Annotated in this window: 23 protein-coding genes; 11 read left to right on the forward strand and 12 right to left on the reverse strand. The window is 58.8% G+C overall.

Annotated elements, in window-relative coordinates:
- Positions 1 to 20 precede the first annotated feature (20 nt).
- Both ACQZ45_RS06945 and ACQZ45_RS06950 read right to left on the reverse strand, forming a co-directional pair.
- Complete coding sequence (locus ACQZ45_RS06945) at positions 21 to 260, reverse strand: hypothetical protein (RefSeq protein ID WP_112290896.1); 240 nt, start codon at positions 258 to 260, stop codon at positions 21 to 23.
- Positions 261 to 275: 15 nt separating this feature from the next.
- Positions 276 to 2,072 (reverse strand): acyl-CoA dehydrogenase C-terminal domain-containing protein, encoded by a 1,797-nt coding sequence (locus ACQZ45_RS06950; RefSeq protein ID WP_112496709.1) that lies wholly within the window; start codon positions 2,070 to 2,072, stop codon positions 276 to 278.
- A 377-nt stretch (positions 2,073 to 2,449) separates the two neighbouring features.
- On the opposite strand from ACQZ45_RS06950, the gene podJ reads away from it, so the two are divergent.
- From podJ to ACQZ45_RS06970, 4 genes are all read left to right on the forward strand, one after another.
- On the forward strand, positions 2,450 to 6,223 hold the full coding sequence (gene podJ, locus ACQZ45_RS06955) for a cell division protein PodJ (protein WP_448742232.1): 3,774 nt from the start codon (positions 2,450 to 2,452) through the stop codon (positions 6,221 to 6,223).
- A 263-nt stretch (positions 6,224 to 6,486) separates the two neighbouring features.
- Positions 6,487 to 7,413 (forward strand): sulfite exporter TauE/SafE family protein, encoded by a 927-nt coding sequence (locus ACQZ45_RS06960; RefSeq protein ID WP_003514964.1) that lies wholly within the window; start codon positions 6,487 to 6,489, stop codon positions 7,411 to 7,413.
- Complete coding sequence (locus ACQZ45_RS06965; protein WP_013635439.1) at positions 7,410 to 8,234, forward strand: TIGR02186 family protein; 825 nt, start codon at positions 7,410 to 7,412, stop codon at positions 8,232 to 8,234. The genes ACQZ45_RS06960 and ACQZ45_RS06965 overlap by 4 nt, the downstream gene beginning before the upstream one ends.
- A gap of 160 nt (positions 8,235 to 8,394) precedes the next feature.
- Positions 8,395 to 8,832: a universal stress protein gene (locus ACQZ45_RS06970; protein ID WP_003514961.1), complete on the forward strand. Its 438-nt coding sequence runs from the start codon at positions 8,395 to 8,397 to the stop codon at positions 8,830 to 8,832.
- Positions 8,833 to 8,850: 18 nt separating this feature from the next.
- Here ACQZ45_RS06970 and pdeM read toward each other — a convergent pair whose 3' ends face one another.
- Positions 8,851 to 9,579: a ligase-associated DNA damage response endonuclease PdeM gene (pdeM, locus tag ACQZ45_RS06975; protein ID WP_013635437.1), complete on the reverse strand. Its 729-nt coding sequence runs from the start codon at positions 9,577 to 9,579 to the stop codon at positions 8,851 to 8,853.
- 34 nt (positions 9,580 to 9,613) lie between these two features.
- Positions 9,614 to 12,205, reverse strand: coding sequence for a ligase-associated DNA damage response DEXH box helicase (locus ACQZ45_RS06980; protein WP_448742223.1), 2,592 nt, complete (start codon positions 12,203 to 12,205; stop codon positions 9,614 to 9,616).
- A gap of 50 nt (positions 12,206 to 12,255) precedes the next feature.
- Between ACQZ45_RS06980 and ACQZ45_RS06985 the strand changes: the two genes are divergently transcribed.
- Both ACQZ45_RS06985 and ACQZ45_RS06990 read left to right on the forward strand, forming a co-directional pair.
- Positions 12,256 to 12,759: an RrF2 family transcriptional regulator gene (locus ACQZ45_RS06985; RefSeq protein ID WP_013635435.1), complete on the forward strand. Its 504-nt coding sequence runs from the start codon at positions 12,256 to 12,258 to the stop codon at positions 12,757 to 12,759.
- A 101-nt stretch (positions 12,760 to 12,860) separates the two neighbouring features.
- On the forward strand, positions 12,861 to 13,322 hold the full coding sequence (locus ACQZ45_RS06990) for a carboxymuconolactone decarboxylase family protein (RefSeq protein ID WP_003514954.1): 462 nt from the start codon (positions 12,861 to 12,863) through the stop codon (positions 13,320 to 13,322).
- A 26-nt stretch (positions 13,323 to 13,348) separates the two neighbouring features.
- On the opposite strand, the gene ACQZ45_RS06995 is transcribed toward ACQZ45_RS06990, so the two are convergent.
- The 3 genes from ACQZ45_RS06995 to ACQZ45_RS07005 all read right to left on the reverse strand — a co-directional run bounded on the left by ACQZ45_RS06995 (position 13,349) and on the right by ACQZ45_RS07005 (position 15,751).
- Complete coding sequence (locus ACQZ45_RS06995; protein WP_113291998.1) at positions 13,349 to 13,990, reverse strand: YitT family protein; 642 nt, start codon at positions 13,988 to 13,990, stop codon at positions 13,349 to 13,351.
- 73 nt (positions 13,991 to 14,063) lie between these two features.
- On the reverse strand, positions 14,064 to 14,675 hold the full coding sequence (locus ACQZ45_RS07000) for a YitT family protein (protein ID WP_025592410.1): 612 nt from the start codon (positions 14,673 to 14,675) through the stop codon (positions 14,064 to 14,066).
- 134 nt (positions 14,676 to 14,809) lie between these two features.
- Complete coding sequence (locus ACQZ45_RS07005) at positions 14,810 to 15,751, reverse strand: class I SAM-dependent DNA methyltransferase (protein WP_162736227.1); 942 nt, start codon at positions 15,749 to 15,751, stop codon at positions 14,810 to 14,812.
- Positions 15,752 to 15,919: 168 nt separating this feature from the next.
- Here ACQZ45_RS07005 and ACQZ45_RS07010 point away from each other — a divergent pair, with 168 nt between their 5' ends.
- Together ACQZ45_RS07010 and ACQZ45_RS07015 are read left to right on the forward strand one after the other, a co-directional pair.
- The gene (locus tag ACQZ45_RS07010) at positions 15,920 to 16,186 is read left to right on the forward strand and encodes a DUF6460 domain-containing protein (RefSeq protein ID WP_003514949.1); all 267 of its coding nucleotides are present in this window, start codon (positions 15,920 to 15,922) and stop codon (positions 16,184 to 16,186) included.
- A gap of 1 nt (position 16,187) precedes the next feature.
- Positions 16,188 to 16,685 carry a CAP domain-containing protein gene (locus tag ACQZ45_RS07015; protein ID WP_013635432.1) on the forward strand — a complete coding sequence of 166 codons (498 nt, stop codon included), beginning with the start codon at positions 16,188 to 16,190 and terminating at the stop codon, positions 16,683 to 16,685.
- Between the two features lie 124 nt (positions 16,686 to 16,809).
- Here the strand turns inward: ACQZ45_RS07015 and ACQZ45_RS07020 are convergent, their stop codons facing one another.
- Together ACQZ45_RS07020 and ACQZ45_RS07025 are read right to left on the reverse strand one after the other, a co-directional pair.
- On the reverse strand, positions 16,810 to 17,901 hold the full coding sequence (locus ACQZ45_RS07020) for a quinone-dependent dihydroorotate dehydrogenase (protein ID WP_013635431.1): 1,092 nt from the start codon (positions 17,899 to 17,901) through the stop codon (positions 16,810 to 16,812).
- Positions 17,901 to 18,254, reverse strand: a complete 354-nt coding sequence (locus ACQZ45_RS07025; RefSeq protein ID WP_113291999.1) for a DUF952 domain-containing protein — start codon at positions 18,252 to 18,254, stop codon at positions 17,901 to 17,903. Before ACQZ45_RS07025 ends, ACQZ45_RS07020 begins: the two co-directional genes overlap by 1 nt.
- Positions 18,255 to 18,498: 244 nt before the next feature.
- On the opposite strand from ACQZ45_RS07025, the gene ACQZ45_RS07030 reads away from it, so the two are divergent.
- Both ACQZ45_RS07030 and ACQZ45_RS07035 read left to right on the forward strand, forming a co-directional pair.
- Positions 18,499 to 19,149, forward strand: a complete 651-nt coding sequence (locus ACQZ45_RS07030) for a response regulator transcription factor (RefSeq protein ID WP_113292000.1) — start codon at positions 18,499 to 18,501, stop codon at positions 19,147 to 19,149.
- A gap of 111 nt (positions 19,150 to 19,260) precedes the next feature.
- Entirely contained in the window at positions 19,261 to 19,911 is a 651-nt protein-coding gene (locus ACQZ45_RS07035) for a S24 family peptidase (RefSeq protein WP_003514944.1), read from the forward strand.
- 74 nt (positions 19,912 to 19,985) lie between these two features.
- Here ACQZ45_RS07035 and ACQZ45_RS07040 read toward each other — a convergent pair whose 3' ends face one another.
- Together ACQZ45_RS07040 and uppY are read right to left on the reverse strand one after the other, a co-directional pair.
- Positions 19,986 to 20,738: a polysaccharide deacetylase family protein gene (locus ACQZ45_RS07040; protein ID WP_113292001.1), complete on the reverse strand. Its 753-nt coding sequence runs from the start codon at positions 20,736 to 20,738 to the stop codon at positions 19,986 to 19,988.
- Positions 20,739 to 20,765: 27 nt separating this feature from the next.
- Positions 20,766 to 22,061 carry a Wzy-type polysaccharide biosynthesis protein UppY gene (gene uppY / locus ACQZ45_RS07045; protein WP_113292034.1) on the reverse strand — a complete coding sequence of 432 codons (1,296 nt, stop codon included), beginning with the start codon at positions 22,059 to 22,061 and terminating at the stop codon, positions 20,766 to 20,768.
- Positions 22,062 to 22,411: 350 nt separating this feature from the next.
- Between uppY and uppX the strand changes: the two genes are divergently transcribed.
- On the forward strand, positions 22,412 to 23,638 hold the full coding sequence (gene uppX / locus ACQZ45_RS07050) for a Wzx-type polysaccharide biosynthesis protein UppX (protein ID WP_003514941.1): 1,227 nt from the start codon (positions 22,412 to 22,414) through the stop codon (positions 23,636 to 23,638).
- A 40-nt stretch (positions 23,639 to 23,678) separates the two neighbouring features.
- Here uppX and ACQZ45_RS07055 read toward each other — a convergent pair whose 3' ends face one another.
- On the reverse strand, positions 23,679 to 24,440 hold the full coding sequence (locus ACQZ45_RS07055; protein ID WP_019564339.1) for a transporter substrate-binding domain-containing protein: 762 nt from the start codon (positions 24,438 to 24,440) through the stop codon (positions 23,679 to 23,681).
- Positions 24,441 to 24,585 lie beyond the last annotated feature (145 nt).

Consider the following 24,585-nt stretch of genomic DNA (forward strand, 5'->3'; position numbering starts at 1 on the left):
GGATTCTCAGTGCACAAAGCTCATTTAAGCGTCCATTTTCCGCGACGATCATCATCAGCGGCAACAAGGCGCCCCTTTTTTCTCAATTCTGTCGCCGCCCACCGCATGTCATATTGCCACGAATAAAAGAGATCGTGCCCATGCAGGTCATTTTGGTGATGATCCCAAATGTACTTCGCCACGTACAGAATCGATCCCTCGCCATTATTCGCCTTCAGCGCCTCGACTACCCAATCTTTTAAATCTGCCTTGGTAACCATCAAAAACCTTCGTTGTCAGAATGCTTCCGCAGCCAGTTCCATCATGGTGTCCGCGCCGGTTTCGATGCGGGCCTTGCGTAGCGCCGTTTCCGGCATGATGCGCTCCATATAAAACTTCGCCGTGACAAGCTTGGTCTTGAGGAAATCCTCGTCCGAAGTGCTACCTGCCGCAAGGGCTTCGCCCGCCGCCTTCGCCATGCGGGCCTGCATGTAACCCAGCACCACGATACCGAAGAGGTGCATGTAATCGGTCGAACCGGCACCGGCATTGTCTGGCTTGGCCATGGCGTTCTGCATGAACCACATGGTTGCGGCCTGTAGATCGTTCAAGCCCTTCTTCAGGCCCTTGGTGTAGAGGCTAAGCTTTTCGTCGGCGCGGTTTTCCTCGCAGAAATCGCCGATTTCCTTGAACAGCGCCATGACGGCACGGCCGCCATTCATGCCGAGCTTGCGACCGACCAGATCGAGCGCCTGAATGCCGTTCGCACCCTCATAGATCATGGTGATGCGGGCATCGCGGACATATTGGCTCATGCCATGTTCCTCGATATAGCCGTGACCGCCGAAGACCTGCTGCGCCATGACGGCATGGTCGAAGCCCTTGTCAGTCAGCACGCCCTTGAGGATCGGCGTGACGAGACCGAGCAGGTCATCTGCCGTCTGACGCTCTTTCTCATCGGTCGACCGATGGGCGATATCGGATTGCAGCGCGGTCCACAGAAGGAAGGCGCGACCAGCCTCGTTATAGGCCTTGATAGTCATCAGCGTACGGCGGATATCCGGGTGCACGATGATAGGATCGGCCTTTTTATCGGGGAATTTTGCCCCGGAAAGTGAACGGCCCTGAATGCGCTCGCGGGCATATTCGACCGCATTCTGATAGGCGATCTCACCCACGGACAGGCCCTGAAGGCCGACGCCGAGGCGGGCTTCGTTCATCATCACGAACATGGCGGAGAGACCCTTGTTCTCCGCACCCAAGAGATACCCCGTCGCATCGTCATAGTTCATGACGCAGGTGGCGTTGCCGTGGATGCCCATCTTGTGTTCGATCGCGCCGCAGGTGACGCCGTTGCGCTCGCCGAGCGAACCGTCCTCCTTCACGAGGAATTTCGGCACGATGAACAGCGAAATACCCTTGGTGCCTTCCGGCGCGCCCTCGATGCGGGCAATCACCAGATGGACGATATTATCAGTCATGGAATGTTCGCCGGCCGAAATGAAGATCTTCTGGCCGGAAATCTTGTAGCTGCCGTCGCCCTGCGGAACTGCTTTTGTGCGCAGCAGGCCGAGATCGGTGCCGCAATGGGGTTCCGTCAGGTTCATGGTGCCGGACCATGTTCCCTCGACCATCTTCGGCAGATAGGTTTCTTTCTGCTCCTGCGTGCCATGGACGAGGACGGCAGCGATGGCGCCCTGCGTCAAGCCGGGATACATCATCAGCGACAGGTTGGCGGACGACATATACTCGCCAATCGCCGCATGCAGCGTATAGGGCAGGCCCTGCCCGCCGAATTCCGGCGGTACGGCGAGGCCGATCCAGCCGCCTTCACAATAGGCGTCGTAAGCCTCCTTGAAACCATCAGGAACGGAAACCGAACCATCATCTGCACGCTTGCAGCCCTGTTGATCGCCAGACAGGTTCAGCGGGAAAAGCCGCTCCTCGGCAAGTTTCGCCGCCTCGCCGGTAATAGCCTCGATCATGTCGGGGGTTGCATCCTCGAAGCCGGGCAGGTTGTTATACCGCTCGAGGCCAAGAACGTCGTTCAGAATAAAAAGCGTGTCTTTAACTGGGGCCTTGTAAACAGGCATTACCGATGTTCCTCCGCATCGTGAAAGCCGGAGCCGATCCGGCCGATATGGGATGACAATATTTGACGTGCGCGTAAACGTCAAATAAATTCCGGTCGAATGTCATGGCCCTTTTTCCGCGCAATGCTTGGCCAGCCCCACGCGAAAGCGTTACGCGCCGCAAAAGTTAAAAAATTCCAACCATAGTTAACCACTTCTTTACCACGTTTCGTGAATTCTCCGACACGAGGTAACTGCTTCGTCAATCGAAGCATTTTCCTCCATTGGGGGCAAATACCGGCTCTAGAATTGCTGCATGTTGTGCGACGGCATTATCAGGCGGGTAGCCGTTGCAACAAACACCGGGCACGCCGGACGGAAGCGAAGCGAGCGAGAAGATGAACGGATTGCGATCGAAAAACCAAAGCCCGAGCGACAGGTCGTCTCTTGATGCTCTCAATCGCACCATTGAAGGCCTTGAAGCCCGCATCGAAGGGCTGATGAGCCAGAAATTTCCGCGCGACCCCCGGGCCACGACAGCTGAGCCGAAAAACGAGGCCCATGCCGCGCCGCGCGAGCCACGCGCCACCGTCACCCCGCCGCAACTCGACCCCGTCAACGAAATCCGCCAGCGCCAGCGCCTGCTTGAGGCAAGCTTCCAGCGCCCGCAGGAGCCGGTTGCGCGCCCGGAACGAACCATTACCAGACCGCTTGCGCCTGAATACCGGCCGAACGACGTGCAGAACGCGGCGGCCAACCCCGCACCGCGCGCGCGCTCCATCCCGCCCTATCAGGAGCAGCAGCGAAACGACGCGGCCTTGCAGGAGATCGCGCAGGCGCTCGTCAACCTGCGGCATGAGCTGAAGCACGATATCTCAGAGGGCGTGGCGCGCGAAGCGCAAGGGCTGCGAGCCGAAATCCGAAACATTCGCGCGATCGCGGAAGACCAGCAGTTCATCGGCGACCTGCGCGACGATATTGCAAGGCTTGCCGGCAGCATCGACCAGCTCGGCAATCTGGCCTCTCCCGATGCCTACGGGCTGCGCAATGAATTCGATGACCTGCGCCTCACCATCGATCAGCTTGCGCGTGAAGACAGCGTACATCGGATCGAAAGCCGCTGGAACACCGTGGAAGACACGTTGCGCGGTTTCGACACGGCCTCGCTGCAGGATGAAATCGTCTCGCTCGCCTATCGTCTCGACGACATCAAAACCCAGCTCGGCGGCATGAGCAACAATCCCGCCGTGCGCGTGCTTGAGGAAAAGCTGATCACCATCGCAAGCGCGGTGGAGCAGCTCGGCAAGCATATGCAGCCGAACGAGGCTGCCTTTACCGAACAGTTTTCCGGTCTGGACCAGCGACTGGATGAAATCAGCCGCGCCATTGCCGCTACTGGCGCCCGCTCCAACAATGCACAGGCCACCGACAACGCACTGGCACAGCGGCTGGAAACCCGCCTGAACGGCCTTGCCGAACAGCTCGGTGATATCAATCGTATTGCCGCCGCAAAGCCCGATCCTGCTGTGGATCTCACCGCCCGTCTCGAAACGCTGGCCGCCAAGATCGACGAATTGAGCACGGCGCGCGACGCGGCACAGCTGCACGAGCGACTGGACCAGCTTTCCCTGCTTCTGGAGCGTTCGCAGCGCCCCTCACAGCAGGCGGAACTAACATCGTTCCTCAGCGACATTTCCCGCAAGATCGACGCGCTGGATCACGGCACCGTCAATGACGGCCTGGCGGAACGGCTCGACACGCTTTCCCGGCGCATCGAAGACCTTGACTATCGCTACAGCCAGCCGCAGCCCGTTGCTGGTTTCAACGAAGGCACTTTTTCGCGCCTGGAAGAACGGCTTGGCGATATCGCGGCCCGTCTGGACGAGACCGCCCATGCCGCACCCGCCGACAGCGGAGCTTTGCTCAGCCTCGAAAATCAGATCGCCCATCTCTCCTCGCTAATCAGCCAGCCGGGTCATCACCAGCCGGCGGGCATGTCGCCAGAACTCGATGCCCGCATGTCGGCGATCGAGGACTACATGGCGTCCAACGATGAATATATCATCGAAGCGGCTCGACAGGCGGCCGAGGCCGTTCTGGACGCCTTTACGCGCAACAATGTCTCCTCCGGCGCAAACCTCGCCGATATGACGATGCTGACCGATCTTGCCACCGATCTACGCAGCCTCGAGGCACTGAGCCGCAACACGGAAGAACGCACGCACCGCACCTTCGAGGCGCTGCACGAGACGCTGGTGCAGATTGCCGGTCGACTGGACAGCCTTGATAATCGCGCTCCCGCTCCCGCCTATCGCGAAGAGGCAGCGCCACGCAACGTCGCGCAGCATATGATTACGCCCGCACGCGAAGACGTGGCCATGCCGGCCGCCATCTTCCCGCAAGAGGGCTACATCACCGAAGAACAGCTTATTCTCGAAGACACGCGCGATGCCGGCGAAAACGGCGCGGATGCGATAGCAATCGTGCCGCCCGCCGCTGCAAAACCCGCAAAAGCAGAGAAAAAGAGCCTGCTTGCCGGCCTGACCAAGCGTTTCAAAACCGGCACGGCGAAGACCGCCAAATCGGCAGAGGAACCCGTATCGGCAACCACCACCCGCACGCAGGTGGAACCCGCCCCCTCGCTCGATCCGATCGACGTGCTACCCGCGGGCCAGGAGAACGAACTTCTGGAGCCCGGCTCCGGCGCACCTGATATCAAGAAAATACTGGAACGGGTGCGCGCCAGCCAGGTCGCTTCCAGCGGCAAGGCGGCGGATGCAGAAGGCCGCACGGATTTCATCGCCGCGGCCCGTCGCGCAGCGCAGGCTGCCGCCATGGAAACCTCACCGGAGAAGCTTGAGACCGGCAAGAAAAATCGCAAGGCCGACGCTTCGGCGCTTTCACGTTATCGTCGCCCGCTGCTGCTCGGCATCGGCGCCATTCTTCTTGCGATGATGGCCATGCCGCTCGTCAAGACGATGATGGGCGGCGCGGAAGCCCCGGCACCGGTCATCGAAGAGAAGATGGGCGACGCCCCGGTCTCCGCACTTCCCGAGACCGGCGACAAGGCCGTGACCATTCCGTCCGAACTGGCTATCGATCCGCAAGAGGCAGCATCCGCCGACAGCATCGAAAACGCAGCACCATCGGAAAACACCATCGATCCGCGTACCATTGGCGGCGCGCCGCTTGCCAATGAACCGCCTGTTGCCGATGCGCCCGCTGTGGATGCGGCGACATCAGGCACTGTCGCACAGAGTGAGCCGCAGGCACCGGTGCAGGCCGCTACCACAACTGCCGCCGCCCAGGGCGCGATTGTAGTTCCCGCCGGTATCGAGCCAGCATCGCTGGCGGAAGCCGCAGCGAAGGGCGACACGCAGGCGCTGTACGAGATCGCAGCACGCTACACCGAGGGTCGCGGCCTTGCCGCCGATCGCGCGGAGGCCGCCAAATGGTACAAGCTGGCTGCGGATCGCGGCCTTGCTCCCGCACAATATCGTCTCGCCAACCTTTACGAGAAGGCGAATGGCGTCGAGCGCAACCTTTCCGAGGCGAAGCGCTATTACACGCTGGCAGCCGAACAGGGCAATGCAGGCGCCATGCACAATCTCGCCGTCCTGCTCGCCTCCGATGCGGCCGGCCAGCCGGATTTCACCACCGCCGCGCAATGGTTCATCAAGGCTTCCGAACTCGGTGTCCGCGACAGCCAGTTCAACCTTGCCATTCTCTACGCGCGCGGAAGCGGCGTGAAGCAGGATATCGAGGAATCCTACAAGTGGTTCTCCATTGCGGCCAAGGATGGCGACACGGACGCTGCCCAGAAGCGTGACGAGGTTGCGGGAGCGATGAACCCGCAGCAGCTTCAGAGTGCACGTGCGAAAGCCGACGCGTGGAAGGTCAAGCCGCTTTCGGAAGACGCCAACAGTGTCAACCCGCCCGAGGAATGGGCTGGCAAGGACGGCGTGAAGACTGCCTCCGTGGACATGGAAAAGGCTATCCGCAACATTCAGGCAATCCTGAACAAGAACGGTTTCGATGCCGGCCAGCCCGACGGCAAGCTTGGCAAGAACACGGTTACCGCCATCAAGGATTTCCAGAAATCCGTTGGCCAGACACCCGACGGGCGCATCACCAACGAGCTGGTGACAGCGCTGCTCGCCCGCAACAAATAACCGTTTCGCAACGGATGAGGCGGCCTTCCCGGCCGCTTCCCTACAGTTTGGCGCCGGAATGTGGCGCTGCTCCCACGCCTGATCGCTATCTTTCCAAATTATCAACGTATTTACCGTTGAATGTTGACACGTCGGACCCTCGCGGGCATGACGGATGAAGGCTGGGCATGCCCGGTCTTTTCAGACAGAAAATGTAAATCGCGGCGCGGCCCCACACCCGGACAAGCCCTGCCGCCCGGAACCATTTGCCCGAGGTCCGAGCCGTGACTGTCTATCTGCCGATTGCAGAACTGTCGGTGAACATTTTCATCATTCTCGGCATGGGCGCGGCCGTCGGTTTTCTTTCCGGCATGTTCGGTGTGGGGGGCGGTTTTCTCATCACCCCATTGTTGATTTTTTACAATATTCCGCCCGTAGTGGCTGTGGCGACGGGCGCAAACCAGGTGGTGGCCTCTTCCGTCTCCGGCTCGATCACGCACTTCCGGCGCGGAACGCTGGATGTGAAGCTTGGGAGCGTCCTGCTGGTCGGCGGTCTTGTAGGCGCGACGGTGGGCGTGTGGATATTTTCCTTCCTGCGCAGCATCGGCCAGCTCGATCTCATCGTTTCGCTGCTTTATGTCATCCTGCTCGGCACTGTCGGCACCTTGATGCTGAAGGAGAGCATTTCCGCCCTGCGCCGTGCTGCCCGTAATGAGACGGTGACACTGCGCCGCCCCGGCCATCACAACTGGGTTCACCGCCTGCCGCTGAAAATGCGGTTCAAGAAGTCGAAGATCTATCTCAGCATCATTCCCGTCGTCACGCTGGGTTTCGGTATTGGCATCCTGACCTCGATCATGGGTGTCGGCGGCGGCTTCATCATGGTGCCGGCAATGATTTATCTTCTGCGTATTCCGACCAACGTCGTTGTCGGGACCTCGCTGTTCCAGATCATTTTCGTTACCGCCTATACGACCATCGTTCAGGCCGCGACGAACTATTCCGTCGATGTTGTGCTGGCCTTCATCCTGATGGTCGCGGGCGTCATCGGCGCGCAATATGGCGTGCGCGTCGGGCAGAAACTGCGCGGCGAACAACTGCGCGCGCTTTTGGCGCTTCTGGTGCTTGCAGTCGCCCTTCGCCTTGCCGTGGCACTGGTTGTTCGCCCCGAAGACCTGTTTTCGGTCGCCGTCGGAGGGTTAGGTTATTGACCCACCGCCTGCTGCTTTGCGCCTTTCTGCTTATCGGTTCCTGCCTTGCCTTTACCGCTTCGGCGCAGACACCGCCGCTTGCCCTGCCTCCCGGCACACAGCAGCGGTCCTTGCAGGAAAATATCGAAATCGGCGCATCAACGACGGAGATTCCGATCACCTCCGATTTTCGCGGGGCGGATTTCACGCTTTTCGGCGCCCTTAACAACACCGACCAGTTGCTGCTCGCTATCGGCCAATATGATATCGTTGTTACCCTCGAAGGCCCCAGCGACTACATGACCGTGCGCAAGAAGGAGCGCGTGGCCGGTATCTGGATCAATACCAGCGCCATCACCTTCACGCCGCTGCCGGAATCCTATTCCATGGCCAGCACGCGCGATATCAGCGCCGTCGCTTCGCCTGGCACCTTGCGGGCAATGGGGCTGGGTGTCGAACATCTGTCGCTCAAAAGTGCGGTGTTTTCCGGCGTGCCCGACAATGTCTTCGATTTTCAGGAGGCCTATCGGCGCCTGCGGCTTTCAAGCGGCATCTATCGCAACGACACGACCGGCGTGCGGCTTGAACGCACCGGCCTGTTCTGGGCAACCCTGCGCCTGCCCGCCAACGTCCCGAACGGCGTACATACCGCCCGTGCCTATCTCTTCAAGAGCGGCAATTTCATTGCCCAGCGCGAGCTGAAACTGCGCGTCGTCAAGACCGGCATGGAACAGGCAATCACCGATGCCGCGCATCAGACACCGCTTGCCTATGGCGCGCTGTGCGTTCTCCTCGCCGTCGTCACGGGCTGGAGTGCCAGTATTATTTTCCGCAAGGACTGAGTGTTTTTCATTCCCGTAAAAGAGCGCGTCTTTCGCCCTCGGCGTAAAAGATAGCGTTCGCTTCCTTCAATGGTTTGCGGTAAAATTCAAGACGTTACAACCACGTACGCAGCTTATGGCGGCAAGTGCGGTTGTGACCGGGATGAAAAGGAGAAATGTCATGTTCAAGCACATTCTCATTCCCACCGATGGCTCGCCGCTGGCGCAGATCGCAATCGACCAAGGGTTCGCTCTCGCCAGAGAGGCAGGCGCAAAGGTGACCGTCGTGACGGTGTCCGAACCCTTTCACGTGATTGCCAGCGATGTCGAGGACATTGCCGCCATTGCCGAAGAGGAATTCCACCGTTGCGAGGAGGCGGAGCATTTTCTGAGAGATACGCAGGCGCACGCCGCATCGATGGGGCTGGATTGCGAAGCCCTGCTGGCGCGGGCGGGACGGCCGGATGAGGCGATTGTCGAAATCGCCAACAGGACCGGCTGCGACCTCATCGCCATGGCTTCACACCGGCGCAGAAGCTTCGTCGAGATGCTTGTCGGCAGCGTTACGGCCAAGGTGCTGAAAAACTCGAAGATACCGGTGCTGGTATACCGCCAATAGACGGGCGAAGCGATGCGCTCAGCCGAGCAGATTTGAAAACCGTACCGAATAGATACGGTCCCGCCCCATCAGATGCGCGACGAGTGCAGTGTGGTCAAAGAGACCGCGCATGGCCTTGTGCCGCAAATCCAGTCCGCCGCTCATCACCCCGAAGGCCGGCATCAACAGGCGGGAACCATCGGTGGCGAAACAGGGGCGCCGCACCGTTTTTTCGCGGCGGCGAACAGTGGCGGAGGGATGCAGATGGCCTGCGATTTCACCCGCGGCATCTCCTACCTTAGGCTCGTGGCGGAAAACGAGATTGCCGTAAAACATCTCATCTACCGAAGACCCAGGCAGATCGACCGTGCCATCCGGATCGTGATTGCCGTTGATCCATATCCAGTCACGGCCACGGGCCATCTCGCGGATCAGTTCGCGCAGCATAAGCGGCAGATGCTCGGACCCGACCCGATCGTGGAAATTGTCGCCGAGGCTGACGACGATCTTCGGATCGTAACGGCTGACAAGGGAAGACAGGATTTTGAGGGTAGCGATCGTGTCGTAAGGCGGCAGCATGCGCCCGCGCCGGGCAAAGGCCGCACCTTTTTCCAGATGCAGGTCCGAGACAACCAGCAGCGACAGATCGGGCAGGTAAAGACCACCCAACGGGTCACACCAGGCGGCGACGCCGTTGATGGCAGTTTCGCTGCCAAGGCATTCGAAGCCATTGGAAAACCTGTCGCTCAATGTCAGTCGGCTCAGCACTTTTGTGGTCGTTCCTTCATTCCAGTTTGATGCTTCAGGACATGGCTTCGGCGATAAGCTCGTCTGCGGCCTCGGCCAGCACCTGATCCATCGCCTCGCCCGCCACCGTCTCGCGGCCGATTTCCAGCATGACGGGAACGGCAAGCGGCGAGACGTGCTCCAGCGCACGATGGGTGGTGTGACCCTTGATTCGCTTCAGCATATCGCCAAGACGGCCAATGTCCAAAAGTCCCGCCGCCGCATCACGTCTGGTTGCCTCCAGCAGAATATGATCCGGCTCATGGCTGCGAAGAACGTCATAAATAAGATCGGCGGAGACCGTGACCTGACGGCCCGTCTTTTCCTTGCCGGGATGGCGGCGTTCGATGAGGCCGGAAATGACAGCACAGTTGCGGAAGGTCCGCTTCAGCATGAAGGATTCGTCCAGCCACGCCTCGAGATCGTCGCCCAGCATGTCCTCGTCGAGAAGTTCCGCCAACGACAGGCGGCGGGATTTCAGCCGCCTGCCAATATCCTCCATGGCCCAGATGGCGAGCGAATAATCGGTAGCAACGAAGCCCATGGGCTTTGCGCCCGCCCGTTCCAGCCGCCGTGTCAGAAGCATGCCGAGGGTCTGGTGAGCCAGACGCCCCTCAAAAGGATACATGACCATGAAGAAGCGTTTGCGGAAGGGAAATGTCTCGACCAGCAGCTCGTCGCGCTTGGGAATGATCGATTTTTCCTTCTGGATTGCCAGCCAGTCGCGCACCTGATCCGGCAGCGACTGCCAGCGGGCGGGATCGGACAGCATGGAGCGCACCTGGTCCGCAAGGTAGGTGGAAAGCGGAAACTTGCCGCCGGCATAGGAGGGTATCTTCGGGTCTATCGAAAAGGCCTGCGACACCAGGCATTCATTCTCCCGGATGCCTTCGAAGCGCAGAACCTTGCCGGCAAACAGGAAGGTATCGCCCTGCACCAGCTGCTCGAGGAAATATTCCTCGACCTTGCCGAGCGACATGCCGCCGCGTCCGACCGAGCCCTTGGCATTGCGCTTGACCATGCGGACATTGAGTTCCGCAGCCTCGACGATGGTGCCGAGGTTGAGGCGATATTGCTGCGCGACCGCAGGATTGGAGACACGCCAGCGGCCGTCCTTCATCTGGCGGATGCGGGCGTAACGTTCATAGGTGCGCAGTGCGTATCCACCGGTAGCGGTAAAATCCACGACGCGGTCGAAGGTAGAACGCGGTAGATCTGCATAGGGTGAAGCGCTTGTCACTTCACGATAGAGATCATCCGCATCGAAAGGTTCGGCGCAGGCCATACCGAGCACATGCTGGGCAAGAACATCCAGTGCGCCTTGCGCGATGGGGGGCGTATCCTGCGCGCCGATATAGTTCGCATCGAGTGCGGCCCGGCACTCCATCACCTCGAAACGGTTGGCGGGAACGAGGATTGCCTTTGACGGCTCATCCATGCGGTGATTGGCGCGGCCGATGCGCTGGGCAAGGCGGCTCGCCCCCTTTGGCGCGCCGACATGCACGACGAGATCGACATCGCCCCAGTCTATGCCGAGATCGAGCGTGGAGGTGGCGACGACCGCGCGCAATTTATTTTCAGCCATTGCGGCCTCCACCCGGCGGCGCTGTCCGGCATCCAGCGAACCGTGATGCAAGGCGATCGGAAGATTATCGTCGTTTACATTCCAGAGTTCCTGAAAAATCCGTTCCGCCTGCGAACGGGTGTTCACGAAGATGAGCGTCGTCTGGTGCGCCTTCAGAGCGGGATACAAATCCTTCATGGCGTAGCGCGCGGAATGGCCGGACCATGGAATACGCTCCTCCGTCTGCAGAATGGCGATGTTTGGCTTGGCTCCGCCTTCCACTGTTATAAGACCTGCGGGCGGTTCTCCCTGCCCCTGCGGTGCCAGGTAACGGCGCAAATCCATCGGCTCCGCCACCGTGGCGGAAAGGCCAATGAAGCGGACATGCGGCGCGTGCCTGCGCACCCGCGCGAGCGCGAGCGACAGCAGATGGCCACGCTTGGAGGTGACGAGCGAGTGCAGCTCATCCAGCACCACATATTTCAGGTCGCGGAAAAAGCGCTCGGCTTCCTTGTTGGCAAGCAGCAGCGACACCTGTTCCGGCGTCGTCAGGAGAATATCGGGCGGTTTGACCTTCTGGCGTTGGCGTTTTGCCTGCGGCGTATCGCCGGTGCGGGTTTCGATTGAGATCGGCAGGCCCATTTCCGTGACAGGCTTGGTGAGATTGCGTTCGATATCCACCGCAAGTGCCTTGAGCGGCGAGATGTAAAGCGTGTGCACGCCGACAAAGGCGGAGCCCGGCGGCACCTTGCCGCGTTCAGCAAGATCGGTGAGCGACGCCATGAAGCCGCCCAGCGTCTTGCCGGCACCCGTCGGTGCAATCAGCAGCATGTTTTCGCCGCCACGCGCCCGAGCCATCAGCTCCAATTGATGCGCGCGCGGGGACCACCCTTTTTCGGCAAACCATTTCTGGAATGAAAGGGGCAAGGTGCCGACATGCGTGCCGGAAATGGGAGACTCAGCGTGTTTCACGCCTTCAAGGTAGTGAGAAACCTTGAAAAAAGAAGAGCGGAACAGAGCTGCTTGACAGGAATGCATAATCATGGATAAATAATATCCACGATACTAAAGCAAACCAAACGTGAGCAAATCGGATGAAACTCGGCGACGGCGTTGAACAGGCCATTCACAGCGTAGGCATGTTAGCGGGACTTTCCGAAGGCGGCGTGCTTTCGGCGGCGGCGCTGGCAGAATTCCATGGCGTTTCCACGAGTTATCTCTTGAAGCACCTGCAATTGCTTTCCGGTGCCGGAATAGTTTCCACTGTACCGGGGCCGAAGGGCGGTTATCGTCTGGCCCGGACAACCGACAAGATTACCCTGCTTGATATTGTTCTGGCCGTGGAGGGACCACAGCCTGCCTTTCGCTGCGCGGAAATTCGCCAGCGCGGGCCGAACCCCTTGCCGGGACGTTATTTCACCAAGCCCTGCGGCATCAACGCCGCGATGCTGAAGGCGGAGAAAGCCTATCGGGCGGAACTCGCTAAAACCAGCATTGCCGACATTCTGGGCGACCTTGCCGCCACTGACGACGGCGGCATTGCGGCACGCGGCTGCGCCTTTCTGGAGCTGAACGAGCGCAGGACGGCGACGCGCTAGAACCTAAAAAGACCCAACCATCTGAAATACCGGAGAGCTTCGCAGCTTCCCGGAACGATGACACGTGCCCCTCAAACTGAACCACGAATGGAGAGAGACACATGAAAACCCGTTTGAACTATGCCAAAGCATCCCCCGAAGCCTTCAAAGCCGTGATGGCGCTCGAAACCTACGTCCAAAGCAGCGGCCTCGAGCGCCGCTTCGTTCATCTCATCAAGCTGCGCGCATCAATCATCAATGGCTGCGCGTTCTGTGTGGACATGCATGTGAAGGAAAGCCGTCACGACGGTCTTTCCGAACAGTGGATCAACCTGATGAGCGTTTGGCGGGAATCCCCGGTATATACCGAACAGGAACGGGCGTTGCTCGGCTGGGTGGATGCGGTAACGAAGATTGCCGAAACCGGCGCTCCGGATGACGCCTTCGAGGCCCTGAAGGCGCATTTCTCCGATGAGGACATCGTGAAGATCACCGTTGCCATCGGTGCCATCAACACCTGGAACCGCATCGCCGTCGGCTTCCGTTCGCAGCACCCGGTCGAAACGGCAGCAAAAGCAGCCTGATCCGCTTTACCTGCACCGGACGACCGTTACATGGCGATGTAGCGGTCGTTTCTATGATTGATGGCGAGCGCGAGATTCATGACCAGCGCGCCGAGGATGGAGCAGAGGATGACGAAGGGTGTCGCCACGAAGAATGAGCAGGCCAGCACCATGCCATCGAAGGCGAGCTGGACGAGACCGGCGCGCCAGCCAAAACGGTCCTGGAGATAAAGCGCCAACATGCCGAAGCCGCCGAGGCTGGTGCGATGGCGGAACAGTGCCAGCATGCCTGCCGCAACCGTCAACCCGCCGAAAAGGGCGGCCGCGACGGGATTGATGCTTTCGAAAGCGAAGAAGCCCGGCATATATTCCGAAAGCAGCGCCGTCATGGCAATGGCGCAAAAGGTCTTGACCGTGAAAGCAAGGCCGAGACGGCGGAAGGCGAGATAATAAAACGGCAGATTGACGAGGAAGAACACCGCGCCGAAGCTGAAGCCGATCGAATAGTGCACCAGAAAGGCAATACCCACCACACCCCCGGTGAGGAGGCCCGCAGCGGAAAGCAGTGTCACGCCGAGCGAGACCAGCATGCTGCCCGCCAGAACGCCCTGGGCATCTTCCAGCAGCGAATGGCGATCGGGCGCGGAAGCCCAGATATTCACGCGCTTTCGCGTAGTCGTATCGCCCATGCCTGTTCCCCTGATTTTCCCGACTTGATCGAGCTATTGCGCCCAAGCGCGAGAGATTTCAAGCGTACTTTCTTCAGCGCACAACGATGTATCTGTCCGAGCGGTGGTTGATGGCGAGAAACATGTTGAGGACGAAAGCGCCGACAATCGAATAGATAACGGTGGCCGGATCGATGACGAGGAAGGCGCAGAGCATCACGAATGCATCGAAGGCAAGCTGGATCAGGCCGGCGCGGATGCCGAAGCGGTCCTGAATATAGATGGCCAGAATGCCGATGCCGCCGAGGCTGGCGCGATGGCGATAAAGGGCCAGCAACCCGTAACCGAGGAGCAGGCCACCGAGCAGCGCCGCCCAGAGCGGGTTGATGCTGTCAATGACCATCCAGCGCGCTTCCACTTCCGTCAGCACCGAAACAAGACCGATGGCAATGAAGGTCTTGATGGAAAAGGCAAGACCGAGGCGGCGGAACGAGAGGTAATAGAAGGGCAGATTGACGAGGAAGAACAGGAGGCCGAAGCTGATGCCGAAGGCATAGTGAATGAGGAAGGCGACGCCGGCGGTGCCACCGGTCAAAAGGCCGACCTTGTTCAGCAGATAAAAACCGAGCGCCGATACGATAGCTCCGGTAACGATGCCCTGCACGTCTTCCACCGGCGCATGTTTGGCCGGATCCGAACTCCACATGCTGTAAACGCTTCTCGTTCTGCTCACGCTTTTTCCCTCAGGTTTCCGCGCATTTTGCACTGCAACAAACACGCGATCAAGATGGATACGTAAGGACGACTGACCTATCGTGAAAAAGGCAAGAAACGAAATGTTCAGGCTTTGGCGCGGGCAAGAAAAAGAATGCCGGAAAGGGGTTTTCCGGCATCCTTTCGAATGGTGGTTTTGCGGATTTCGACAAGAGAATAGCCCGCCCGCTCAAGAAGGCCGCTCACATAGCTTTTCGAATGTGCGTAACGCAGCGATTCCCGCAGCACGAAACCATCTTCATCCCCTGCGTCCTCCACCGAAAAGGCGAAGAAGCCGGAGGGCGCAAGCAGGGCCGAAACGAGGGGCATGACGGTTTCAAGACTGCCGAGATACATCATCACGTCGGCGGCGGCGACGAGGTCCGCGCGGTGGTGCGGCATTGCCGGCGCGAACAGTCCCGAGGCGTCAGCTTCCAGCGATAGATCGGCCTGGCCGAGATGGTCGTAAAGTCCCTTTTCCTCCGCCTTGGCGAGCATGTTCTGGGAAATGTCGAAACCTTCCAGCCGCTTCGCCAGGGAGCGGATTTCAACGCCGAGAAGGCCGGTGCCGCAGCCAATATCGACAATGGTGTCGAAGACGCCGCCTCCCGTCGCCTTGCCGATCAGTTCCGCCAGCTTCTGCGGTACGCTGTAATCCAGTTTCTCGACTAGCGACGTTTCGAAACGGTCTGCATAATCGTCGAACAGCCCTTCCACATAACGGCTCGGCGGCTGCTCCGGTGTGTCCGCGGCGCCGAGAACCGCGAGTTTCAGTTCGGCTGCAAACAGCCCTTCCGTATCCAGTTCGGCGACTTTTTCGTAAGCCGCCACGGCTTTGTCCGTTTCCCCCGCCTTTTCATGATATTCCCCGAAGCGAAACCAGCCCGCCGTCCACCGTGGCGCAAGTTCAAGCGCCTGCTCCATGAGTTCGGCGGCGGCGGGATAATCACCGCTCTCCGCCAACATGCGGGCATAGTCCGCCCGGCGGTCGGCAATGACGTCACCGGAAGAAAACTGGTTTGGGGCCATTCAAGATTTCCTGAGAAGATGTCGGCTGTCATTTATCAAGCCATAAAAAAACTCAAGTCCTATTTCATGGCGCACTCATGGAATTGCGAATATGACGCGATATAGTGCACCGAAACTTGCATCGAAGCAGCGTGCTTCATATGTCAGGACAAAACAGGAGACTTGCTGATGGCCGGTGAGGTCAACAAAATGCTGGGTGATACGGTGGCCCGCACCGTGGTGAAGCTGCTGGTGGTTTCATTGCTCGTCGGCTTTCTGATGGCGATCTTCGGATTGACGCCATGGAATATCATCTATGGCGCACGCGACTTCGTGGTCGATCTGTGGCGCAGCGGTTTCCACGCGCTTGGCGCGATCGGCGACTATCTGATCCTTGGCGCGACGATCGTCATACCCATTTTCATCATCCTGCGCCTCCTGAGCTATCGCCGCTGACATGACCGACACATCTTTCCAGACGCTTACGCGGCGCGGCTTCGTGCTGATTTCCGCCGGTTCCGTTCTTTCCGCCTGTGTTTCCGTGCCTACAAACAAGGGCATGCCGTCAGGCACCCGCGATGAGACCGCGGCAGCGCTTCCAATGGTCAACGAGTTGCGCCGCTCGAAAGGGCTTTCGCCACTCTCCTTCAGTAGTGCGGCAAGTGGTGCGGCCGCTTATCAGGCCGGACGCATGGTCAAGGCGCAGAAGATGGCGCATCTGATCGGCCTGACCGACAGTTTCCTCATCCGCATGAAGGACGGCAATGTGCCGCTACCAGCAGCGGAAAACGTGGCGGCCGGGCAGGACAGCGTGGAGCGTGTCGTCAAGGCCTGGATCGGCTCGAAACATCATCTCGAAAACATGCTCGGACCCTATAATGGCCTTGGCGTCGCGGTTGCCTATGATGCCGCAAGCCGCAACCGGCCCTATTGGGCGATGGTGCTCTGCGCGTGAGATAACGGGGGGCGCCCCCTCCACCCTCATTCCTGTCCCTGTCACAGGGATGAGGCAGGAGAGCACACCACCACGATAAGCACTTATCTTAACCGACGCAGCGTCTCGACCGTTCAGGTCATCGTCATCCAAGCTTGCGGTCGGCCCAGCGGTCGACCGTGCTGTCGCGTAGGTCACGAATGGACTGCACACCTTCGCGAGAGACCAGCTTCGACAGGCCTTTGACGATGGACGACGGCAGGCCGGGGCCTTCATAGACCATGCAGGAATAGAGCTGAACCAGATCGGCCCCTGCCCTTACCTTTTCCAGTGCCGTTTCCGGCGAAGAAACGCCACCCACGCCGATGATGGGCAGATTGCTGCCGACGCGCCGGCGCATCTTGGCGAGAACAGTGGTCGAAAGCTCGAATAGCGGCTTGCCGGACAGTCCACCCGCCTCACCCTTATGCGGACCGGGCCGCAGGCCTTCACGCGAGAGCGTGGTGTTGGAGACGATCAGGCCATCGAGATCATGGGCCAGCGCCTCTTCCGCCACGTCATCCAGCCCTTCCTCGGTCAGATCGGGCGCGATCTTCAGAAAGATCGGAATGCGTTTGCCAAAGCGTTCGGCTTCTGCCCTGCGGCGCTCCAGCACGGCGCCAAGAAGTGCCGCGAGGCTTTCGCGCGCCTGCAAGTCACGCAGACCCGGCGTATTGGGCGAAGAGATGTTGACGGTGAAATAGGATGCGACCGAATAAAAGGCCTCGATGCCCTGCACATAATCGGCGATGCGGTCTTCGCTGTCCTTGTTGGCACCGATATTGACGCCGACGATGCCGCGTAGCTGCGCCTGCTTCAGGCGCTCCAGCGCTGCGGCATGGCCTTCATTGTTGAAACCGAGGCGGTTGATGACGCCTTCATCCTCAACCAGACGGAAGATGCGCGGTTTGGGATTGCCGGATTGCCCACGCGGCGTGACGGTGCCGATTTCAGTAAAGCCGAAACCGAGCCTCAGAAGTGGTCCCGGGACTTCCGCATTCTTGTCGTAACCCGCCGCCATGCCGAGCGGATTGGGGAAAACGAGGCCTGCAACGGTCTGCTGCAGCCGCGGATCGTGCGGCACCATGCAGGTGGGCAGAAAGCCGCTTTTCAGCGCCGCCACAGACAGGCCATGTGCCTTTTCCGGATCGACAAGAAACAGGCCCTTGCGGCCGATTGAGGAAAATAATCCGCTCATCACAAAATCTCCGGAAACTGGTGCTGGCCATCATGGCCAAGTGAAAGCGGCGTTTCCCAAAGCACGGCGGTCAAGGGAAGAGACGCATAGAGATGGGGGAAAAGATCGCCGCCTCTCGAGGGTTCATAAACCAGCTTGTCGCCAAGTGCTGCACCATCAACAGCGATCAGAAGCAGGTCGGTCTGGCCGGAAAAATGTCGGGCGGCAGTCTCGGCCGCCTGCTTTGCCGTTGAAAAATGAATGAACCCATCCGTCAGATCGATGGCGGCGCCTTCGAAGACGCCTTGTTCCCTGGCTGCATTCCACAACGTCTCCGGCACGATTTTATAAATGATCGCGGGCGTTTCGTGCATGGGGCTCTCCGAAGGCTTTCCAAGGCTTTTCAGTCTGGGCGGTTTGCCGCAAAGCGGGTCGATTGTCCACAGTTTCCACGGCATTTTTATTGCCGCGACGGCTGTTCCCAAGCTTTTTCTTGTAATACGCAACCGATTAGCGCAACCTTTCAGCAGAGGAGCCGGAAGCAGTCTAGACTGCCGGCAAACGGGAGTGCGCCATACCTTTCAAAGAACCGCATAACGCCCTTGGGAGGGGGCCAGAATGTCGGAACTTGTCATTATCATCGCAGACGACCACCCGCTTTTTCGCGGTGCCCTCAAACAGGCCGTATCCGGTCTCGACGGGCAGCAGACAATCATGGAAGCCGGGGATTTCGAGGCTGCCAGAAGTGCCGCGACGGCATGCAACGACGCCGATCTGATGCTTCTGGACCTCGCCATGCCGGGTGTCAGCGGATTTTCAGGCCTGATGGCGCTGCGGGCGGAATTTTCCAGCCTGCCCATCGTGATCGTTTCGGCAACGGACGACGCAACCACTGTTCGCCGGTCCATCGAACTCGGCGCTTCCGGTTTTATTTCCAAATCCTCGAGCATCGACGATATCAGGGATGGCATTCGCGCGGTTCTTGAAGGCGATGTGTGGATACCGGCAAGCTGTCAGGGCGAAAAGGAGCATGATCCTGACGTGGCTGATCTCATCGGCCGGCTCAGAACGCTGACGCCGCAACAGAGCCGGGTTCTGGGCATGCTGGCGGAAGGCCTGCTGAACAAGCAGATCGCCTATGCGCTGAATGTTTCGGAAGCCACCATCAAGGCGCATGTCTCCGCTATTCTGTTGAAGCTTAAGGTCGATAGCCGTACACAGGCGGTGATACAGCTCAGCAAGATAAACACATCGGCCATGGTGGCATAATCGAGGATTTTATTCCTTTCTTTTCTTTACTCCTAACGGGATATGGTCTAGATTCCGCGGAGTAAACGACAGGAGCTTTTCCGCCACGGGCTCCACCTGCGGGCTTTCATCATGCTTTCACACGAGACGATCTGGAGCGCCATCGATACGCTTGCCAAACGTCACCAGCTGACGCCTTCGGCCTTGGCGAAGCGTGCCGGTCTCGATCCCACCTCGTTCAACAAATCGAAGCGTTTCGGCCCGGATGGCCGCAAACGCTGGCCTTCGACGGAATCGGTATCCAAGGTGCTGGAGGCGACGGGGGCAAGCGTCGACCAGTTTTTTGGTTATGCTTTCGGCAGGACGCAGACAATGCAGCCTTCAGGTGCGGACAATGCCATCCCCCTGCTCGGTTTTGCGCAGGCGGGCTCCGGCGGCTTTTTCGACGATGGCGGTTTTCCGGCCGGTCAAGGCTGGGATGTGGTGGAGTTCCCCTCTTCTCCCGAACGCAAGCAGGGCGTCTACGCGTTGGAAGTACAGGGCGAAAGCATGATGCCGCTTTACCGCGACGGCGATATCCTGATCGTGGAGCCGGGCGCGCAGGTGCGGCGCGGCGACCGCGTGGTGCTAAAAAGCCGAGACGGCGAAGTGATGGCCAAGGTGCTGGCGCGGCAAAGCCCCAAGAATATCGAGCTTCTTTCGCTCAATCCCGAACATCCGAACCGCAGCTTCGACATGGCCGATGTGGAATGGATCGCCCGCATCATCTGGGCCAGCCAATAGACACCCGCCATTGCGAAGACAGGCGTCCTACTTGCCCGGGCCCAACTCAGAGAGCAGGCGTCGATACTATCCCTTTACAGACCGAGTGACGTTGCCGCGGCATCAACCGTCATGATCTTCGCACCGCCGGAGGCTGCCCTGCGGACAAGGCTCTGAAGTTTGTCTTCCGGGCAACCGTAAAAGCTCGGCGTCTGCGAAACATCATGGGTGAAAATGATGAGCCAGCCGCCATTTTGCAAAACATCCTCGAGCCAACGATCGGCGGCATCGAGATAGTTTTGGTCCGCGCGCAACTCCACCCCGGCAAGATTGTACGGATCGATGCTGCCCCGGTTGATGCCAGGCATGATGCCGCGAGCGGTCTTGAACCTTCGTCGTAACAGGGGCTGCATGACGGGCGAGGCCATGCCGAAAGGAACGGAGAAATTCCGCCTGCCTCGGTTTTTGGCGAACGATCCCAGCACGGTTTCGTTGCGATCAAGATCCTCTTCAAGCCCGCGCCGTGAAAAGCTCGAGAGTTTGCGATGGGAAAAAGTATGGCAGGCAAGCTCGTGGCCGGCCGCTGCAAGTTCCGAACAGCCTTCGGTTGAAATCATGTCCTGCTGTTCATAGTGCTTGTCGATAAAAGTACCTGCGAGATAAAATGTCCCGCGAACACCCTCGCTTTCCAGAATGCGCGCGCCCTTCGTCCAGGCGCTCGCCGGCACATCATCGAATGTGAAGGAGACGATTGGTTCGGACGTTTTGATCAGCGACGCCGGTCCTGGAAAGTACTGCACCAGCCGGTTATTGATCCTGTCTGCAAATGTCCCGATTTTTTGTGTCATGCATAAGCCCCCCGGCCTGTCTGCAAATTACTGCCCCTGCTCAAGTATGTCGTACGCCTGATGCCTCAAACAATAGATTGCAATCAGTAGAGAAGACCAGATAGGCCCGGTTCCGGTAAAGAAATTACTCTCAAGACACGAAGAAAGCAGTGCATACACCCAAATTCTTGCAAAAAGCCGCGTTAATGCCGGATCGGTACCCTTGTTCACAGCTATATGAAAATCATTTGCGGGTATGATGACGAGCCATATGACGATGAGAACAAAGGCCGGCAGGCCGCCATTCAGCAGGCTTTCGACAAAGCCGTTATGGGCATGGAAGGCGGTGACCGCCCAAGTGCCGGCAGTATCGGCCTGCGCCAGAAGCCGGTCACTCGTCCAGAATGCCTGAAAACCCTGCCCGAAGATCGGCGATTGCGCAAACGTGTCGAAGGACAGGCGCCATATATCCGTTCGGCCGGTAAAGGTGGAATCGATCCCCAGACTATCGACCACATGCCGTATGCTCGGAAAATAGGTGGAGCCGACCGCGAGGATGTTGAGGAAAGCCAGAAGACCTCCGATCATCAGCAATGTCCGACCGGCATGTCTTTCCATGACCCAGACCAGCGCAACAGTGACGGGCAACAGCATCGCTGCGGTTTTCCCGTTGGTTTTCCAGAGGAAGAACCCTGCCAGAAGCGTGATGACAATGCCGCCAACCGTCGACCAGCTATTGCGCAGGTAAAGCCCGATCATGACGAGAATGATCATGGCCGGAGCGGCGGCATTCTTGTGATTGAAGATGCCGCGCCAATCGCCGGCCAGCGCCGTTTCATCGAGATCGTAGGGCTGGTGGATCGAGCGCGAGCGCAGGAAGATCACCCCGAAGTAGCAGAGCGCCAGCAGGATAACGGCGAAGATGGCCATCATCCGGTCGAACTGCCGCCTGTCGCGCGGCATGACGACGAGGACGCTGGTGATGAAGCACAGAAGGCCCGTAAAGAGCAAACGTTGCAGCGAAGTGCCGGGCTGGGAGCCAAGCACCGAACAAATCACCAGCCAGGAAAACAACAGCAGAATGGGCAGACGCGGCCGCAACAAAAGCCCCGTCAGCCGATGACGCAGGGCAAAAACACCCAGCATCAGCGCAATTACCAGCCCGGTCAGCTGGTTTGCGGCGGCGTGCGGCACGGGTGCAGCCGCAAGATTTTCAAAAGGCGCAACGGAAATCCAGATATAAAGCATCGTGACGACGAAAAAAATCGCGTCGCGACGGCCGCCCGTAAGCGACATGCTGTTGCTTTGTACAGGAATGGACTGCGTATCAGTAAAAGGCGGCATCGTCGGCCACATCGAAAAAGGATAATCGGATCATTGGCCTGCCTTGTGACGAACAACGAAACCCTTTTTGAAACCGGGCCATGTCCAAATAACCATAACAGTCATTATCATCATTATTATACAATTGCTTTAACCCTCTCTTACCTCAAGAAGGCTAAGACTGGGCAACTGCCATTCATAGAGGTCAACGGCCTTCGAATTATTGCCCCCTTGCCGGGTTTTCCAGTTCATCAATTTTAAGAACACGGCAGTTATCTTGAATTCGCCCGGCGACGCCGGAAAGCACGGAGAATAAGGTGTCGTTGAATACGCCGCGGTTCAGCCATCTAGTCAGACTGGGATTGACCTATATGGCATCCGGCGGGGCGCTTTTGATGTCCAGCGCCGCCCAGCTTTTGACCTTCGCCCTGCTTGCCCGCCATCTCGGCGTGGAACAATTCGCGCTCTATGCCTCGATCACGGCCGTGACCAATCTCGGCGTACAGATTTGTGGTTTCGGTTCGCAGGAATCGCTGATCCGCCGCGTGGCGCAGGATCGCAGTATGTTTCCCGTGATGCTCGGCCACAGCTATCTCTTGAGCGCCGCTACCGGCATTGTGCTGACCATCATCGGCATGGTCACGATCCCGGTGTTTTTCCCGACGTCGGAAACATTGCTGCATACCCTCATCACCACTTTCGTGATCCTGGTCACGAACCTCATCCTTTTGAAAGTCATTTCGCTTTCCACCCAAAGCTTCATCGCCCATTCCGACTTCGCCTCGGCCAACAAGCTGGAAGTGATGTTCGCCGTTGCCCGCACAATTGCCGCCGTGGTCGCCTGTCTCATCTTCAAGGTGGAGACGGTGGAGGCCTGGGCCCTGTGGAACCTGGCTGCCCATACGATTGCGGCAGTGATTTCGCTTAAGGCGATTGGCAGGCTCGGTCGGCCGGTTTTCCGGATCGTTCGCGATGAAATCCGCATCGGCATCCTGTTTTCCACCCAGTTCCTGTTCAAGGCCGTGCGTGGCAATGCCGATATTCTCGTTCTCGGTGCCGTTGCCAGCGCCGAGGTTCTGGGCAGCTACTCCATTGCCCGGCGAATTCTCGACAGCTCCTACCTCTCCGTCGAGGCTCTGAACCGGCTGATCTATCCGGGGTCGGCCTCAGCCGCCCTGCAGGGTATCGGAAAGACCATAGAGCGCGCTTATAATGTGCTGAAGGCAGCGCTTGTCATCGCAGTCGGCAGCGCACTTGTCATCTTCATCATCGCACCCTTCCTGCCGCTACTGTTCGGCGACGAATACGTCTCGCTGCCGATCATCACCCGTATCCTTTGCTGGGTCGTGCTGCCGATGGCCGTTGCGGCAACCGCGCTTGAGGCGCTTGGCGCATCCGGACGGCAGGATATCCGCGCCAAGATATGGAATAGCGGCAATCTCATCGGCTCCGTTATCGTCGCCTTCCTCACCTGGTCCTTCAGCATTTCGGGAACGATCGGCAGCTATTTCTTCGTGGAAGCCGCCATCGCCGCCGCCGTTTGGATCGCGCTTTTGCGATTGCGGCGCAACGAAGAAGCCTTTGCGCCCGCCAAATAGAACGTCATCCGGGCCCCGATCCGAGTGAAACCGGATTTCTCTAATAAAGCCCGTAGGGGAAATAACGCCGGTAGATTTCTTCCAGCCGGCCATTGCGCGAAAGCGCGGCAAGCGCCTGATCAAAGGCCGGTACAAGCACATCGTCCGGATCAACTGCCATGATGGAAAGGCCTTCGCCAAGAAATCTGTCGGATAAATAAGGTCCGCCGAAAAGCGCACAGCAAGCACCGGACGCGCTTCCCGAAACCCAGAAAGGCAGGCGCAGACCATCCGCAAAAACGGCGTCCACCTTGCCCGTCTTCAACGCCTCATACATGGGTTCGTAACCATTAAAGCCTTCAGCCGAGGCTTTGGGAAAAAATGCCTTGAGCATCTGTTCGTGCCGCGAGCCCGTGACCACACCCACCTTCTTTCCCGACAGGGCATCTGCGCCGGAGCCAGTGAATTTCGCCGCTTTGTTGACGGCAAGACGCGCGGGCAACAGCAGATAGGGTCGCGAGAAGGTGAAACTCTTGCGCAGATCGGCGGTGGTGGCAATGCCGGAAATCACCGCTTCGCCCTCTCCCATTTCCAGCGCTGCCTCCAGCTCGTCAAACGGCAGTGCCTGCACCTGGCATTTGCTCTCAACCTTCAGCTGGGCGCAGATTTCGCGCACCAGATCGACATGAAAACCGGCAAGCCGGCCTTCCTGATCGGTAAAATTGAAGGGTGGGAAATCGACCGACATCAAAAACCTGATCCGGGGCACGGAGGAGAGATCGCCACCCGGAAACCGCTCCTGCGCATCAAACAGCACCGGCATGCGGTTTCTGTCCGAGAGACCTTCCGCGTGAAGTTTTCCCAAATTACCACCGAATTGTAAAGCGATAGCTAAAGTAAAACCAATAACTATATTTCGCGTTACATTCATCATTCTCATCTATACTGTCCGTAGCAAGAAGCAGGGC

The organism is Agrobacterium sp. 16-2014-1-2a (genome assembly GCF_053522705.1).

Coding starts and splice junctions, on each gene's coding strand:
- ACQZ45_RS06945 (WP_112290896.1), bottom strand. CDS start 260: ATGGTTACCAAGGCAGATTTAAAAGATTGGGTAGTCGAGGCGCTGAAG.
- ACQZ45_RS06950 (WP_112496709.1), bottom strand. CDS start 2,072: ATGCCTGTTTACAAGGCCCCAGTTAAAGACACGCTTTTTATTCTGAAC.
- podJ (WP_448742232.1), top strand. CDS start 2,450: ATGAACGGATTGCGATCGAAAAACCAAAGCCCGAGCGACAGGTCGTCT.
- ACQZ45_RS06970 (WP_003514961.1), top strand. CDS start 8,395: ATGTTCAAGCACATTCTCATTCCCACCGATGGCTCGCCGCTGGCGCAG.
- ACQZ45_RS06980 (WP_448742223.1), bottom strand. CDS start 12,205: ATGATTATGCATTCCTGTCAAGCAGCTCTGTTCCGCTCTTCTTTTTTC.
- ACQZ45_RS06985 (WP_013635435.1), top strand. CDS start 12,256: ATGAAACTCGGCGACGGCGTTGAACAGGCCATTCACAGCGTAGGCATG.
- ACQZ45_RS06990 (WP_003514954.1), top strand. CDS start 12,861: ATGAAAACCCGTTTGAACTATGCCAAAGCATCCCCCGAAGCCTTCAAA.
- ACQZ45_RS06995 (WP_113291998.1), bottom strand. CDS start 13,990: ATGGGCGATACGACTACGCGAAAGCGCGTGAATATCTGGGCTTCCGCG.
- ACQZ45_RS07000 (WP_025592410.1), bottom strand. CDS start 14,675: ATGTGGAGTTCGGATCCGGCCAAACATGCGCCGGTGGAAGACGTGCAG.
- ACQZ45_RS07005 (WP_162736227.1), bottom strand. CDS start 15,751: ATGGCCCCAAACCAGTTTTCTTCCGGTGACGTCATTGCCGACCGCCGG.
- ACQZ45_RS07010 (WP_003514949.1), top strand. CDS start 15,920: ATGGCCGGTGAGGTCAACAAAATGCTGGGTGATACGGTGGCCCGCACC.
- ACQZ45_RS07015 (WP_013635432.1), top strand. CDS start 16,188: ATGACCGACACATCTTTCCAGACGCTTACGCGGCGCGGCTTCGTGCTG.
- ACQZ45_RS07020 (WP_013635431.1), bottom strand. CDS start 17,901: ATGAGCGGATTATTTTCCTCAATCGGCCGCAAGGGCCTGTTTCTTGTC.
- ACQZ45_RS07025 (WP_113291999.1), bottom strand. CDS start 18,254: ATGCACGAAACGCCCGCGATCATTTATAAAATCGTGCCGGAGACGTTG.
- ACQZ45_RS07030 (WP_113292000.1), top strand. CDS start 18,499: ATGTCGGAACTTGTCATTATCATCGCAGACGACCACCCGCTTTTTCGC.
- ACQZ45_RS07035 (WP_003514944.1), top strand. CDS start 19,261: ATGCTTTCACACGAGACGATCTGGAGCGCCATCGATACGCTTGCCAAA.
- ACQZ45_RS07040 (WP_113292001.1), bottom strand. CDS start 20,738: ATGACACAAAAAATCGGGACATTTGCAGACAGGATCAATAACCGGCTG.
- uppY (WP_113292034.1), bottom strand. CDS start 22,061: ATGCCGCCTTTTACTGATACGCAGTCCATTCCTGTACAAAGCAACAGC.
- uppX (WP_003514941.1), top strand. CDS start 22,412: ATGGCATCCGGCGGGGCGCTTTTGATGTCCAGCGCCGCCCAGCTTTTG.
- ACQZ45_RS07055 (WP_019564339.1), bottom strand. CDS start 24,440: ATGCCGGTGCTGTTTGATGCGCAGGAGCGGTTTCCGGGTGGCGATCTC.